A 14,958-nucleotide genomic window follows, 5' to 3' on the forward strand; every position below is an offset into this window, starting at 1 on the left:
CCATCTAATCAGTCCAAATATCTACGCGCACCTGCATAATTCGTCTTAAACGTCCCAACATTCATCGACTCAATTTTTACCTTAGAGGAGGAGCTAGGGGCATGGAGCATTTTACCTTCTCCGATGTAAAGACCCACGTGATATACCTTTCCTTTTCCTCGATTACCTGCAAAAAACACTAAATCTCCTGGTTGAAGGTTAGCCTTTGACACAGCTTTCCCTTTTGTTGCCTGAACAAAGGAGTCTCTTGGAATGATGATTCCGTGATTTTTGTAGACGGAGTAGACGATGCCTGAACAATCATATCCAAAGGAGGAGGTGCCACCCCAGAGATATGGGAGGTCTAGGAACATTTTGGCACTATTTACGATATCCTTTTGATTTGGTTTAGGGATAGATTGGTAGTTTTTAAATAATTTCGCGTCTTTTTTTTGCATGTACTTCACGCCGTTTTGTGGAGTTTGCACGTGTAGCCAATCGCCTTCTTCCTTGATGACTGGAAGGATAGTAGAGTAGCTGAGAGTGATGTATTTATTTTTTTTTACAGTATCGCTATAAAGCATGGTGCTTTTTGCATTTACTACTGCAATGGAGCAATCTGAATAATCCTTAGTTGATTCTATTATATGTGATTTTGGCACCCAGCCCGGATAGCCTTCCTTTTGGTTAGGAACATATTGGTCCTTTACAGCTATTTTGACCCAGTTGCCACTAGTTTTCAAAATGGTCACTTCATCTCCAAACAATGCTTGGGTGTCGACTCTAGTAACCAACCACCATTTTTCCTTTAGACTCATATTTTTTGTCCATTTATGAATGTCTACAGGAGCCGTTATAGACGGTCTATCTACAGTACGATAAGCGTTTGGCAGCTTCCAAAGTGTAGTGACCTGAACATTTACTTTCACTATTTTTTTATTGCTTGGTTTCTCACAGGACTTAGTAGGAGGAGTAGGAGGGGTGGGGGTCTTACGTAAATCTGGCTGAAGGCTACGTGCTAACCAAACAGCAAAGTCTCCTCTTGTTACATTTTCTAATGGTCTAAAAGTATTGTCGGAAGAGGTGCTAATGATATTGTGAAATTGCAGTGTTTTTATATCCTCCGTCACCCAATATTCCGATAGTACATCTTTAAAAGTCTTCGGAACAGTTCCAGTCAATCCAAATGCTCGAACAAGAAAAACCGCAGCTTCTCCTCTAGAAAACGGCTGCTCTCTATTAAATGCACCTTCTTCATCGAGGCTCATAATCCCCTTTTCTACTACAGCTGCAATGATTGGATAGCTAGCGTGATCTGAATCTAGATCCGTCACTATTACTTCAAATGGTTTAGTAGTATCAAGGTCAAGTGCTTCGACGAATAATTCAGCAGCCTCTAAGCGAGTCATATCCTTATTTATACCAAAATTACTAGCCGAATTTGCAACAATAATACCTTTTGCAACTAAGAAATCAAAGGCGGCTTTGTCTGGATGGGTATCCACAATATCCTTATATAGTGCAGCGGCTGATGCGGTAGTGTAAGAGGACAATAGCAGAACAAACAAGGCGACAATCATGATGATTTTCTTCAAATTCTTGCTCCTTTCCTATTAACAACTATATAACCGAATGGTTGTTTATAAATATATTATATGGTTTAAAATGGAAAAATAAAATGCTATTTTATCCCTAAAAAATTAAATTAATAAAATATTATGACTTTAATATACTACTAATTACTAAAAATTAATTTTATAGTTATGAATATATTGAAGGATAAATATCCTAAAAAAGGAATTTGTAAAATAGATATAATTTACCATAGTTAATTAAATTATCCATATAAATGGTACGAAAATTGTGAATTTATGGGGTTTTTGTTTGAAATTTGTCGAAACGGAGAGTACTATGAAGCTGTTGAAATATATTGGTCATTCTCAACATACTTTACTATTAGATAAGAGGAGGAGTAATATGACAAGGATTTGGAAACAAACGGCAGCAGCAGTATTGTTAACATCTTCAGTTCTATCATTTTCATCCGTGGCTTATGGGAACACATCAAATGTAAATCGATCCATTGAGGCAACAAAAGCTGAATTGAATCGAAGTACGACACATTATGTTTACCCGGCGTTGGAAGACAAATTGGTATCAAGTAACTCACTTAATTCATCGTTAAATAGTGCAAAGAAGAACTACCAACAAACTAGAAATCTGATAGCTTCGTCTACCTATTCTTCTTCACAAAAGCAATCATATCTAAGAGAGTTAGATGCACTGTACGATGAGAAAGTATCAAAAGGAATGGTTCCATATATTGATGCATATAATTACGCGACAAAATATCTTGTACCTATTATGAATAATATTAACAATGCTCAATCTAGGAATGATTTTGCAACAGTTGAAAAAGAATATCATAAATTATCCTATCAGCTAAAAGGTAGAACAGCTATCTTATATAGATTTTCAGGTAAGGCAGCTCGAGATTTATTACTTGAACAGTACAAAAAGCCAGCTGATGCTAAGCGCGCTGAGCTAATGGTTCCTGTAACTATTTATATGAAAACTGTTAAAATTAACGATTTCTTAGCTGCGGGTAAACTTATAGAAGCCCAAGCTGCCTACAATGAAATTAATGTTCTTTTAAGCAGTCTACCATCTTCCACGAACAATCCGTTTATAGCGGCATTATTAGAGGAGGTAGCTAAAGCTAAAAAAGCAATTGATAATGCAGCTAATCCGCTACAACAAGAGATTCTTAACTCTAAAATTGCTAACTTAGTCACAACATTAAATGCAGCTCAAAGTAATATTGCTACGTTAGAATCAACTGGATTAAACGCTGTAACTGTGACAGTTAAGGCTGATGCAAAACCAGAGGATGTAGCGAATTATTTAGAGCAAGAACTTTTTAATAATGTGGTTAGTCAATTGGGAGTAACTCATGTTAATGGTTTCACTCCTCTTTCACCAGAGGGACTGGCTTACGTTAAAGCACAGGTTCCTGGAGCTGACTCATTGGGAGATGTAAAAGGAAAAACAATTTCACTTCCTTTAACAGTAAACAATGGCGTGCCGATGAATGTGGATTTTACCATTACATTTAAATAAGTTACTAATCTATTAGGCCCACCACATATAAAAAGTGGTGGGTTTTTATACATAATGTTGGCACATTATATACTATTAGAATATTTATCATGCTAAACTAAGGTTACTTTTCGGGAGGGATATATCAATGAAGAAGTTGAAGATTTTTGCTATTATTGTCCTTGTTTTAATTATCGCAGGGGGCAGTTACTTACTGTATATGTTTAAATTTAAGGAATATGATGTTGCAGATGACGAAGTAAAAGAAATTGTAGAAAAAGAACCGTATAAAGTAGAACTGCCAGGTGGAGCTATTATTTCTATGGATGAAAATGGTGAAGTGATAGAAGAAGAGGGAACAAGTGGAGAAACTACAGGGAACAATGCTGTCGATGGAAACGGAGAGAGCTCCAATAATGTAACTGGAAATGATGGTGCTGATAATTCTTCAGGGACAAGCTCTGGTTCCTCCAATGAAACTACGGTTGCTGCGATTAAAGAAAAATATACACCTGCTTTAGAAGGATTAGAGGATCAAGCAGATACGAAAGTAAATGCCTTGATTGTTAAAGCTAAAAAGGAATACGTAGACAAACAAGCAAATGGTGAAAAAATTAATGTTGGATATTTTTATAACAAATATATGGCTGCTGCAAAGGATTTGGAAGGAAACACAGACAAAGTGTTTGATGCAGTTTTGAATGCAGTAGAAAAAGACTTAGCAGCAAACGGCTTTAATAAGACTGAAGCTAAAGCAATGGAAGAAGAGTATGAAGCAAAAAAGAAAGCTCGACGAGATAGTATATTGAAAAAGGCTTTAGGAAATTAAATTATTGAATAAATATTCATTTAGTTTGCATAAGGATAGTAAGGATTGTTATCAGTAGTTTTAATAAGTTTGTCTATGATAGAATAATATAAACTTTTTAGCATTGTCTAATTTAGTAATAAAAGATAGAAGGAGTTATCAATTTGAATGGAAGAAACAATAACACTTCAAGATATTTTTAAAACACTTAAAAAGCGATTATCATTAATTATAATATTGACAATAATTGCACTAGCTATCAGTGCGGTAGTGAGCTATTTTGTTATAACTCCTATTTACCAATCGTCAACACAGATCTTAATAAATCAAGAGAAAACAGAGGTAAATACGTTTAGTTCACAGGATATAGAAACCAATCTTCAACTTATTAATACATATAATGTGATTATTAAAAGTCCAGCGATTTTATCATTAGTAATTGATGAGTTGGATTTAAATACTACACCTGCTGCCTTGACCAATAAAATTACAGTAAATAATGCAGAGGATTCGCAAGTAGTCAATATTACGGTTCAAGATCCTGATCCTCAAAGAGCGGTGGATATTGCTAACAAAACTGCTCAGGTTTTTCAAGCGCAAATAAAGACTCTGATGCAAGTAGATAATGTTAGTGTTCTAACTCCAGCTGTTCTTGGAGATAATCCTTCACCTGTTAAGCCAGATCCAATGTTAAACATGGCAATAGCAGCAGTAATTGGTCTGATGCTTGGAGTAGGACTTGCTTTTCTATTAGAATATTTAGATACGACTGTAAAAACAGAAGAAGATATAGAAGAATTATTAAACCTGCCTGTGTTAGGTTTAATCAGTAATATTTCAGAAAAAGATCTTCAAGACACCAAACTAGAAGTAATCGATAGACGAAAGAGGTTGTGAAATGCCAACTAACAAAAAGAAAAATAAACCATTATTGACTGCAGCTAGAAAGCTGATCACATCATCTAATCCTAAGGCAATTGTTTCAGAACAATTTAGAACGCTAAGAACAAATATCAACTTCTCAATGCCAGACAAGGAAATAAAATCTATGTTATTTACTTCTGCCTCCCCTAGTGAGGGCAAATCCACAGTGGCTGCAAATAGTGCTGTGGTATTTGCACAGGAAGGAAAGAGAGTGCTCCTGATTGACGGTGATATGCGAAAGCCAACAGTGCATTATACTTTTCATCTAACCAACACTTTAGGTCTTTCTAATTTGCTTACGCGCCAAGCCCTTTTAGAGGAAGTTATTAAGCATGATGATGTACAAAATTTAGATATAATTACATGTGGCCCAATTCCTCCGAACCCAGCTGAATTGCTTGGTTCTAAGACGATGGAAAAGGTATTGGAAGACTTGAAAGAAAAATACGATATGATTATTTTTGATGCTCCTCCTGTATTATCAGTGACCGATGCACAAATATTATCTAATTTATGTGATGGTACAGTTATCGTGTTAAGTGCAGGAAATACAGAAAAGGATGCATTATTGAAGGCTAAAGAAGCATTAATTTCTTCTAAGGCAAATATTTTGGGGGCGGTTTTAAATAACTATGTCCTTCAAAAAGATCATTACTACTATCAATATTATGGATCTGAAGAGTGATTGGGAACCATCCTAATCACTCGTTTTTCTATTTAAATTGAATGGAGGTTATATTATGGTAGATATCCACGCACATATTCTTCCGGGAGTTGATGATGGTCCTGAAACGTTGGTAGAATCGCTTGGCCTTGTATATCAAGCGGTAAAAGAAGGTATTACAGATATTATTGTGACCCCTCATGCATATCATCCACAATATAATGTGCTGAAGGAAGCTGTAGTAGAAAAATACAATAATATCAAAGAGGAAATAGCTAAAGAAAATTTGCAAATAAAATTGCACCTAGGGCAAGAAATAAGAATTGGGGATTCTATCGTAGAACAACTGAGAGAAGGGAGTGCTTTAACATTAGCTGGTTCAAAATATGTTTTGTTAGAGCTACCATCATCGAATGTGCCCAATTATACGATAGCTATCATTCAAGAAATATTAAGCATGGGAAAAGTACCGGTCATTGCACATCCCGAAAGAAATAAAGCTATTGCAGAAAAACCGAGTAGATTACTTAAGCTTATAAATCATGGTGCTATCTCTCAAATTACAGCAGGTAGCTTAGCAGGACACTTCGGTAAAAGTATACAGAAAACCTCTATACAGCTAATAGATTGTAATTTAGTCCATACGTATGGTTCCGATGTGCATAGCAAAAAAACAAGACCATTCTTATATGATGCAGGACTATGCTATCTAGAAAAGCAAAAAAAGCTAGATACTGTAGATATTTTTCTAGAAAACAATGCAAGAATTGTAGAAAATAAAGAAGTTATTCTTTTAGAACCAACGGAACCCACTCCTAAGAAATGGTGGAGCTTTATCGGATAACAATAACTATTCTTTTATCATTTTTTTAATAAGAATTAAAGACATACATGAGAGACAAATAAGCCATCACCCTCGCACAACAAAAGCGAGGGTGATGGCTTATTACTTTGCCTAATGAATTTCTATATTTGTTTGTTCTCTTAAAGGAAATCTATTCTTAAAAACACTTATTAGCATACCCTTTTTCAAGGAAAATAAACTATAGGGTAAGCTAAAACCTTTAAAATAAATTTAGAATCAAATGAACTATTCTGTAAATATAATTGTAAAATAATTGATTTTTATCATAAATAACGGTAAATAATAACAGTTAAAAAGGAATAAAAAGGAAAGTAATGAGGATATGTAAGATAAAATTAAAAGGACAAAATACCCACATAACAGTTATATTTCAATTGCATTACAATAAAATTACAACAAATTTATATCCAAAGTGCTATAATTATGTGCAGTGAGAATAGAAATTATACATAGGTAAAAGAAATAGCTTACATAGGTAAAAGAATAGGAGAGTGACACGATGTCATTAAAGCGAAGAATGTCGATGCTGATATTAGTCGATTCATGTATAGTGTTATTTTCAATATACATCGGCTATTTTCTACTGCATCCAATCGATAATCCATTTACGGATGTATTATTATTGATTAGTTCGCTTACGATATTTGTAGCGCATCACAGCTTTGCAATGTATTACGGACTGTATCGGAAGGTATGGGAATATGCATCCGTGAAAGAATTATTGTCGATATTTAAGGCAGTAACTTTCTCCATACTAACAGTCGCTCTTATCCAAGTAATCGTAACGGGAGACGTACTTGTTAGAGCATTATTCGTTACATGGATGTTGCATATGCTACTAATTGGTGGGACAAGATTATCTTGGAGAGTGATAAGAGACACCTTCATAAGTGGGCAAAATTTAAAAGGCTCTAAAAAAAGGACACTTATTATTGGCGCAGGTGCAGCTGGGACAATGATTGCTCGACAATTATTGAAGAATGCGAACTCGCCGCTTAAGCCAATTGCTTTTTTAGATGATGATATAACTAAAAAGGGATTGGATATCTTTAACATGAGAGTGTTAGGAGGAACCGACATAATTGAGGATGTAGTCTTGGATCAGAACATTGAGCACATTATTATTGCTATTCCTTCAATGGAAAAGACGCGTCGTGCAATGCTTTTACAGCTATGCTTAGATACTGGAGTTCGTACGCAAACAATGCCTCTTATAGAAGACTTACTAACAGGGAAAGTATCAATCAATGAAATAAGAGATGTGAGAATTGAGGACTTACTTGGTCGCGACGAAGTAGAACTTGACCTTGAAACAATTTCATCTAAACTAACTAACAAAACTATTCTCATTACTGGAGCGGGCGGCTCCATTGGTTCAGAGATTTGTAGACAAGTAGCCAGATTCAATCCAAAGGCAATTATTCTACTCGGTCACGGAGAAAATTCTATCTATACTATAGACATGGAATTGCGACAAAAGGTTTCCATGATTACAAAAATAATTCCGATAATCGCAGATGTTCAAGATCGTGGACGTATTTTCGACATTGTATCGGAGTATAAACCTGATGTAATTTATCACGCAGCTGCACATAAGCATGTTCCATTGATGGAACACAATCCAATGGAAGCCGTAAAAAACAATATTTTCGGCACAAAAAATATTGCTGAGGCAGCAGATGTGTTCGGAGTGGAATACTTCGTTATGATTTCTACTGATAAAGCAGTTAATCCACCGAATATTATGGGTGCTACCAAACGTTTCGCAGAGATGGTTGTGCAAAATCTTGCTAAAGAGAGTAAGACGAAATTTGCAGCGGTTCGCTTTGGTAATGTTCTTGGATCTCGTGGTAGTGTAGTGCCACTCTTTAAAAAACAAATTGCTGTAGGCGGACCAATAACTGTCACAGACCCAGAAATGACGAGGTATTTCATGACAATACCCGAAGCTTCTAGACTTGTTCTTCAGGCGGGGAGCTTAGCTAGCGGGGGAGAAGTATTTGTTCTAGATATGGGCGAGCCGGTTAAAATTGTTGACCTAGCTAAAAATTTAATCAAGCTCTCTGGCTATAGAGAAGATGAAATAGGTATAGAGTTTTCAGGTATTAGACCGGGAGAAAAATTGTATGAAGAGCTCTTAAGCGAAAATGAGATTCAAAGCAGATTTATCTTTCCAAAAATTCATATTGGAAAGGCAAATCCAATCAGTCAGTCTGAATTGAAATATGTGATGGAGAAGCTTCCTCATATGAACAATGCAACACTTAAAGAAACGTTAATAGGATTAGCGAATCATAAGTTTGTCGACTCCCCTATTAAGGAACACGTTTAAAAGATAAATCTTTATAAATTTGAGAAAACATTATGTTTGGAAATAAGGTTAGATGTATGAATGTTGAAAACCTATCCAGATGCTATTTAAATAGGAAGGAAGTCAAATAATGAATGAAAGAATTTTCCTTTCGTCTCCTCATATGAGTGAGGAAGGATATGAAATGCAATATGTGAAAGAAGCATTTGATACTAACTGGATTGCTCCATTAGGAGAAAATGTAAATAATTTTGAAAAAGAACTTGCTGCAAAGGTGGGCTCGAAATCAGCAGCAGCTCTATCATCTGGAACAGCCGCGATCCATCTGGCGCTAAAGGCTGCGGGAGTAGGGGAAGGGGACATTGTATTTTGTCCGACACTAACATTTTCTGCTACTGCTAATCCTATTATCTATCAAAATGCAATACCTGTTTTTATAGATAGTGATCATGAAACGTGGAATATGTGTCCAAAAGCGTTGGAAGAGGCTTTTGCTAAGTATCCTAATGTTAAAGCTGTTATAGTGGTTCATTTATATGGTTTATCTGCCGATATGGACAAAATAGTAGCGCTTTGCAATAAGCATAATGTTGCTTTAATAGAGGATGCAGCAGAATCGTTAGGAACATATTATAAAGGGCAGCATACAGGGACCTTTGGTGACTATGGTATTTTTTCTTTTAATGGAAATAAAATCATCACTACTTCAGGTGGTGGAATGCTCGTATCTAACAATGAAGAGAGAATTGAAAAAGCAAGATTCTGGGCTACCCAATCTAGAGATCAAGCTAGACATTATCAACATAGTGAGCTCGGTTACAATTATCGAATGAGCAACGTGGTTGCTGGAATTGGTAGAGGGCAGCTTAAGGTCTTGGATAAGAGAGTGGAAAAGAAAAATTACATATTTAATTTTTACAAACAAGAGCTCAGCGGTCTAGATGGTATAGAATTTATGCCTAGTAATGAATGGGACAAGCCTAACTACTGGTTAAGCGCCTTAACTTTAAATGGACATGTTAGACCGATTGATGTTATGCAAGCCCTAGAAAACGAAAATATTGAATCTAGACCAGTATGGAAGCCAATGCATTTGCAACCGTTCTTTGAAAAATATGACTATATCGGTAGTGATGTTTCGGAAAATCTATTTAATAATGGAGTTTGCTTGCCATCTGATTCGAAAATAACAGATTCAGAACTAGAGAGAGTTACTAAGACTATAAAGAGGATTTGGGAGGCATAACTCATGAGGCAAAAAGATGGGATTTACAAAAAGCTCATTAAAAGACCATTAGATTTTATCGTTTCCCTTACGATGCTTATCATCCTTAGTCCTCTACTGCTAGTCGTTGCGATTCTCGTTAGAAACAAATTAGGGAGTCCGATTTTATTTAAACAAAATAGACCTGGTTTACATGAAAAGGTTTTTACAATGTATAAATTTCGAACAATGACAGAGGAGAGAGATGAACATGGAGAGCTGTTACCCGACCATGTAAGGCTTACTCGCTTCGGGAAATTCCTCCGTTCTACTTCCATAGATGAACTACCAGAGCTTTTAAATATATTAAAAGGAGATATGTCCTTTATTGGTCCACGACCTTTATTGGTTGAGTATCTTAATTTATATAATGAAGAGCAAAGAAAAAGACATAATGTTCGTCCAGGTTTGTCTGGTCTTGCCCAAGTAAGTGGTCGAAATTCACTTAGCTGGGAAGACAAATTCAATTTAGATGTTAAATATGTAAAGAATATATCTTTTCTAGAGGATCTTAAGATTATATTTATGACAATTAAAAAAGTGTTTGTAAAAGAAGGCATCAACTTCGACAATACTAAAACAAATAATCGATTTCAAGGAACTGGAAGTAATCAAAAGTGAACCAAATTTGAACTCGAGGGTGACATATGAAAAAGCTTTTTATAATAGGTAGTGGTGGTTTTAGTAAGCAGGTTATAGAAATTGTAGAAAAGCTAAACGTAAACGAAGAAAGATATAAACTCTTAGGCTTAATAGATGATAATGAAAATCTCGTTGGAAGCAATATAATGGGCTATGAGATCCTTGGTACAACCGATTATTTGAAAGAATACTCAGAGCAAAATGAAGTATTTGGTGTGATAGCAATAGCTAATTGTAACGTCCGAAAGCTCCTAGTTAAAAAATTAACATCCGTTAACTGGCTAAACTTAATCCATCCAGACGCTATAGTAAGTAACTATATTCAACTGGGAAAGGGTAATATTGTTTGCGCTGGTGTGGTTATTAATCCTGATTGCTATATTGAAGATCATTGTCATATCAATATAGGAACAACCATGGGACATGATATACAAATGGAGAGTTTTGTCACAGTCATGCCTGGCAGTCGAATCTCCGGTAATGTTACTCTAAAGGATTGCTCAATGATTGGGACTGGTTCTACTATTTTGCAGGGCTTGACTATCGAGGAAAACGTAAGTATTGGTGCTGGTGCAGTAGTCACAAAAAATACAAGTGCTAATGGTCTGTATAAGGGTTTACCAGCTAAGAGATTTTAGATAAATAGAAGGCGATTAAATGAAGGGTGATTATAATGGTAAGAAAGACTCTTAGAGGAACTGTGTTTTGGGGAATGGATGCATTAAAAGGTAAGACAATCAAACAGAACTATAATGATATTAAACAAATAATGGAAAGTAATACTTCGAATCTTAAACAGCTTCAGTCAATTTGCAATCATGCGTATGATACTGTCCCTTTTTACAATCCATTAAAGTCATCCAATTTCAGTGATTTACCTGTTGTAACAAAAAACCATTATAAAGAAATGTATACATCTTTTCAATCTCAAAAACATTTGAATAATGTATATCATCAAATGTCTACTAGTGGTTCCACTGGAACTCCTTTTACGGTAAATCAAGACAGAGCAAAGCGTGAGAGAACGATGGCAGAGGTAATCTATTTCAATGAAATAGAAGGACAGACACTTGGTCAAAAATATATGTACTTTAAAGCTTGGCCAGAAAAGAAAACTACAATTGAAAAGCTTAAACAAAATTTAGTTCCTATAGACATATTGCGATTAGATGAAGAGGCATTAGAAAGTATTCGAAGAACATTACAGAACGATAAGCATATTAATAGCTGCTTGGCCTATGCTTCTTCCTATGAAATTCTAAGTAATTATATATATGAAAAAGGCGATACACCGGATATGTATAATTTAAAGGTTATCTTTTCTAGTTCCTCGTTATTAAAAGAAGAAACGAGAGAAAAGCTAGAGAAGATTTTTGGTTGTCCTATTATCGACAGATATTCCAATCAAGAAAATGGGATTTTAGCCCAGACAAAATCTAATGATAGAGTGTTTAGGGTAAATAGAGCAAGCTACTTTATTGAATTATTAAAGTTAGATAGTGATGAACCGGTAAACCCTGGAGAACTAGGGCGGATAGTTGTCACAGATTTATATAACCATGCGATGCCTATTATTCGATATGATACAGGAGATTTAGCTATATCAGATGATTTGGATCGTCATAATATTTCTACCTTGAGAAGTATTCAAGGAAGACGAATCGATATGGTGTATGATGCACAAGGAAATGTTTTAACGCCACATACTATAAGCGTACATATGAAACGATATAAAAAATTAAAACAATGGCAATTTATTCAAGAGGATAAAACGTATTATATTTTAAAGGTCAATGGAGCAGAGGGCATTTATGCGGAAAATGATTTTATAGATTCGTTTAAAGGAATTTTAGGTGAGGATGCCCGTATTGATGTGAAGTTTGTAAATGAGATCCCTGTTTTAGCTTCAGGTAAGTTTAAGAATACTATATGTAATTATAAAGTGCCGGAGAAAGTAAAATAATTACATCAAACAGAAGAGGATATGACAATGCAGAAAAAAACAGTATGGATTTTCAATCATTATGCTCATGGTACATACTTCAATAAGGGTGGGCGACATTATTGGTTTGCCAAAAATCTTATTAAAAAAGGTTATGAGCCCACTATTTTTTGTGCAAGCACTAGACATAATAGTGATTCTCAGATATCGATAACGAACGGAACTTACGAGTTAAAGTCTGTAGAGAAAATACCTTATGTTTTTGTGAAAACTACCAAATACAAAAATGGTATAGAACGACTACAAAATATGTGGAATTTCTACAAAAACCTTTTTCCCACTACAAAGGAATATAGTAAAAAGTATGGTAAACCGGATATAATCATTGCTTCTAGTGTACATCCACTAACTCTATTAGCAGGTATTAAGATAGCTAAAAAATTTAATGTTCCCTGCATTTGTGAGATTAGAGATTTATGGCCCGAGACAATTGTCCAATACGGAACTCTTAAAAAGAATAGTTTTGTGGCAAAGCTTTTGTACAAGGGTGAAAAATGGTTATATAAGAAGGCGGACAAGCTTATCTTTACTATTCCAGGAGGAAAGGATTATGTGGAAGAAATCGGACTCGACTCATCTAAAGTAAGATACATAAACAATGGTGTGGATTTAGAAGAGTATAATAAAAACAAAAACGAGTTCATTTACTCTGACGACAATCTTGATAATCCTTCTACTTTCAAAGTTCTTTATACGGGTAGCATGGGCGTAGCTAATGAATTAACCTATTTAGTAAAAGCAGCAGAGGAAATCCAAAATAAAGGAATAGACGATATTCAATTTATCTTATTTGGCCATGGCAGCCAAAGAGAAAAGCTTGAAGAATATGTAGCTAGTAAAGGGTTAACTAATATTGTTTTTAAAGGTAAGGTCGATAAAAAGCTAATTCCTAATATTTTAAGTAAATCTAATTTAAATATATTCACTGGTAAGCATATTCCTTTATATAAGTATGGCTTAAGCTTGAATAAGCTCTTTGATTATATGGCGTCTGGAAAGCCTACGTTGTCCAATATGGAAAATGGCTATGATATATTAACAAAGCAAAACTGTGGGAAAACTGTAAAAGGTGGCTCAGTGGACGCTTTAGTACAAGGTATTTTAGAGTTTTACCATATGGATAAGCAAGAATACAATCAATACTGTCAAAACTCTTTATCAACTATACAGAATTATGACTTTAAAACGCTAACTGATAAATTAGAGAGCATTATTATAGAAAGTTAATCGATTTTTACATACTAGTGAAAGTAACCAATGGGGTGGAGTAAATATGAAGGTTTTACATATAAATTCATATTACGGAGGCGGAATGCTATATAAAAATATATACGATCGCCAAGTAAGAAATGGCATCCCTATTGATGTTTATGTCCCAACCCCTTTTACTACGGACTTATCTCATTTACAGTTAGGGGAATATACAACCGTTAGAAAAAATCATTATAAATTTGATCGTTATTTGTTTTATGTGAAGCATAAAAAAATTTATAAGGATTTAGTAAAAAATTTCAATGTGCAGGATTATTCACTAGTGCATGCACATACTCTCTTTTCTAATGGTTATATTGCTTTGCAGACAAAGAAAAAATTTGGCATCCCTTATGTAGTAGCTGTAAGAAATACAGACGTAAATCAATTTTTTAAGCGAAGAGTTTTTTTACGTAGTTTGGGTATTGAAATATTAAAGGAAGCAGAGTCTATTATTTTTCTTTCCGATTCTTATAAAAATATTGTTGTAGAAACTTATGTTGCTGAGAAAGACAAAAAAGAAATCCTAGAAAAGTCTATCATTATTCCTAACGGGATTGATGAATTTTGGTTCAATAATTTAGGAAATCCTAAAACACTATCTCAGCCTAAAAGTATTAATATAATTTTTATAGGAGCAGTAAACAATAACAAGAATATACTGACCTCTGCTAGAGCGCTTGAGATGTTACAGGGTAGGGGCTACAAAGTTAAGTTCACTGTTGTGGGGAAGATAAGCAATGAACAAGTTTATGAAGAGCTGATGAAGTTTTCTTTCGTAAATTATTTAAAGCCTCAGTCAAAAGAGAGTCTTTTAGAAATATATCGTTCTCATGATATTTTTGTTATGCCATCTTTAACAGAAACTTTTGGACTCGTATATCCAGAAGCCATGAGTCAAGGTTTGCCACTGATTTACTCAAAGGGACAAGGATTTGATGGTCAATTTGAAGAGGGGAAAGTTGGATATCATGTTGATTCTCTTGATCCTACTATGATAGCGGACCGAATAATAGACATTATGAAAAATTATGAGGATATATCAAAAAATTGCTTGGCGCTAGTAGACAATTTTAATTGGGATAGATTGCTGACTCAATATGATGATGTATACGCTAGAGCATTGCAGAATGAATCCAAAAGATAAGA

Annotated in this window: 13 protein-coding genes; 12 read left to right on the forward strand and 1 reads right to left on the reverse strand. The window is 34.8% G+C overall.

Going from position 1 to position 14,958, the window contains the following annotated elements:
* Positions 1-8 precede the first annotated feature (8 nt).
* Complete coding sequence (locus tag ACQKNZ_RS03680) at positions 9-1,574, reverse strand: NlpC/P60 family protein (protein WP_427658203.1); 1,566 nt, start codon at positions 1,572-1,574, stop codon at positions 9-11.
* A 382-nt stretch (positions 1,575-1,956) separates the two neighbouring features.
* Between ACQKNZ_RS03680 and ACQKNZ_RS03685 the strand changes: the two genes are divergently transcribed.
* The 12 genes from ACQKNZ_RS03685 to ACQKNZ_RS03740 all read left to right on the forward strand — a co-directional run bounded on the left by ACQKNZ_RS03685 (position 1,957) and on the right by ACQKNZ_RS03740 (position 14,956).
* A complete protein-coding gene (locus tag ACQKNZ_RS03685) occupies positions 1,957-3,099 on the forward strand; it encodes a hypothetical protein (protein ID WP_144540375.1) in 1,143 nt (380 codons plus the stop codon).
* A 127-nt stretch (positions 3,100-3,226) separates the two neighbouring features.
* On the forward strand, positions 3,227-3,907 hold the full coding sequence (locus ACQKNZ_RS03690) for a hypothetical protein (RefSeq protein WP_144540373.1): 681 nt from the start codon (positions 3,227-3,229) through the stop codon (positions 3,905-3,907).
* 147 nt (positions 3,908-4,054) lie between these two features.
* Positions 4,055-4,783, forward strand: a complete 729-nt coding sequence (locus ACQKNZ_RS03695; RefSeq protein WP_144540371.1) for a YveK family protein — start codon at positions 4,055-4,057, stop codon at positions 4,781-4,783.
* Between the two features lies 1 nt (position 4,784).
* The gene (locus ACQKNZ_RS03700) at positions 4,785-5,495 is read left to right on the forward strand and encodes a CpsD/CapB family tyrosine-protein kinase (RefSeq protein WP_144540369.1); all 711 of its coding nucleotides are present in this window, start codon (positions 4,785-4,787) and stop codon (positions 5,493-5,495) included.
* Positions 5,496-5,550: 55 nt separating this feature from the next.
* Positions 5,551-6,318, forward strand: a complete 768-nt coding sequence (locus tag ACQKNZ_RS03705) for a tyrosine-protein phosphatase (protein ID WP_427658206.1) — start codon at positions 5,551-5,553, stop codon at positions 6,316-6,318.
* Between the two features lie 520 nt (positions 6,319-6,838).
* Positions 6,839-8,671, forward strand: a complete 1,833-nt coding sequence (locus ACQKNZ_RS03710) for a polysaccharide biosynthesis protein (protein ID WP_427658208.1) — start codon at positions 6,839-6,841, stop codon at positions 8,669-8,671.
* Between the two features lie 109 nt (positions 8,672-8,780).
* The gene (locus ACQKNZ_RS03715; protein ID WP_186318241.1) at positions 8,781-9,896 is read left to right on the forward strand and encodes a DegT/DnrJ/EryC1/StrS family aminotransferase; all 1,116 of its coding nucleotides are present in this window, start codon (positions 8,781-8,783) and stop codon (positions 9,894-9,896) included.
* 3 nt (positions 9,897-9,899) lie between these two features.
* A complete protein-coding gene (locus ACQKNZ_RS03720) occupies positions 9,900-10,535 on the forward strand; it encodes a sugar transferase (protein ID WP_225215886.1) in 636 nt (211 codons plus the stop codon).
* Positions 10,536-10,561: 26 nt separating this feature from the next.
* Positions 10,562-11,194, forward strand: a complete 633-nt coding sequence (locus ACQKNZ_RS03725; protein ID WP_427658211.1) for an acetyltransferase — start codon at positions 10,562-10,564, stop codon at positions 11,192-11,194.
* Positions 11,195-11,229: 35 nt separating this feature from the next.
* Entirely contained in the window at positions 11,230-12,519 is a 1,290-nt protein-coding gene (locus ACQKNZ_RS03730; protein WP_151111186.1) for a phenylacetate--CoA ligase family protein, read from the forward strand.
* Positions 12,520-12,546: 27 nt separating this feature from the next.
* Positions 12,547-13,785, forward strand: coding sequence for a glycosyltransferase family 4 protein (locus tag ACQKNZ_RS03735; protein WP_144540359.1), 1,239 nt, complete (start codon positions 12,547-12,549; stop codon positions 13,783-13,785).
* A gap of 46 nt (positions 13,786-13,831) precedes the next feature.
* Positions 13,832-14,956 carry a glycosyltransferase family 4 protein gene (locus ACQKNZ_RS03740; protein WP_154311397.1) on the forward strand — a complete coding sequence of 375 codons (1,125 nt, stop codon included), beginning with the start codon at positions 13,832-13,834 and terminating at the stop codon, positions 14,954-14,956.
* Positions 14,957-14,958 lie beyond the last annotated feature (2 nt).

Origin of the sequence: Psychrobacillus sp. NPDC093200 (assembly GCF_050280345.1) — a bacterium.
Lineage (GTDB): Bacteria > Bacillota > Bacilli > Bacillales_A > Planococcaceae > Psychrobacillus > Psychrobacillus faecigallinarum.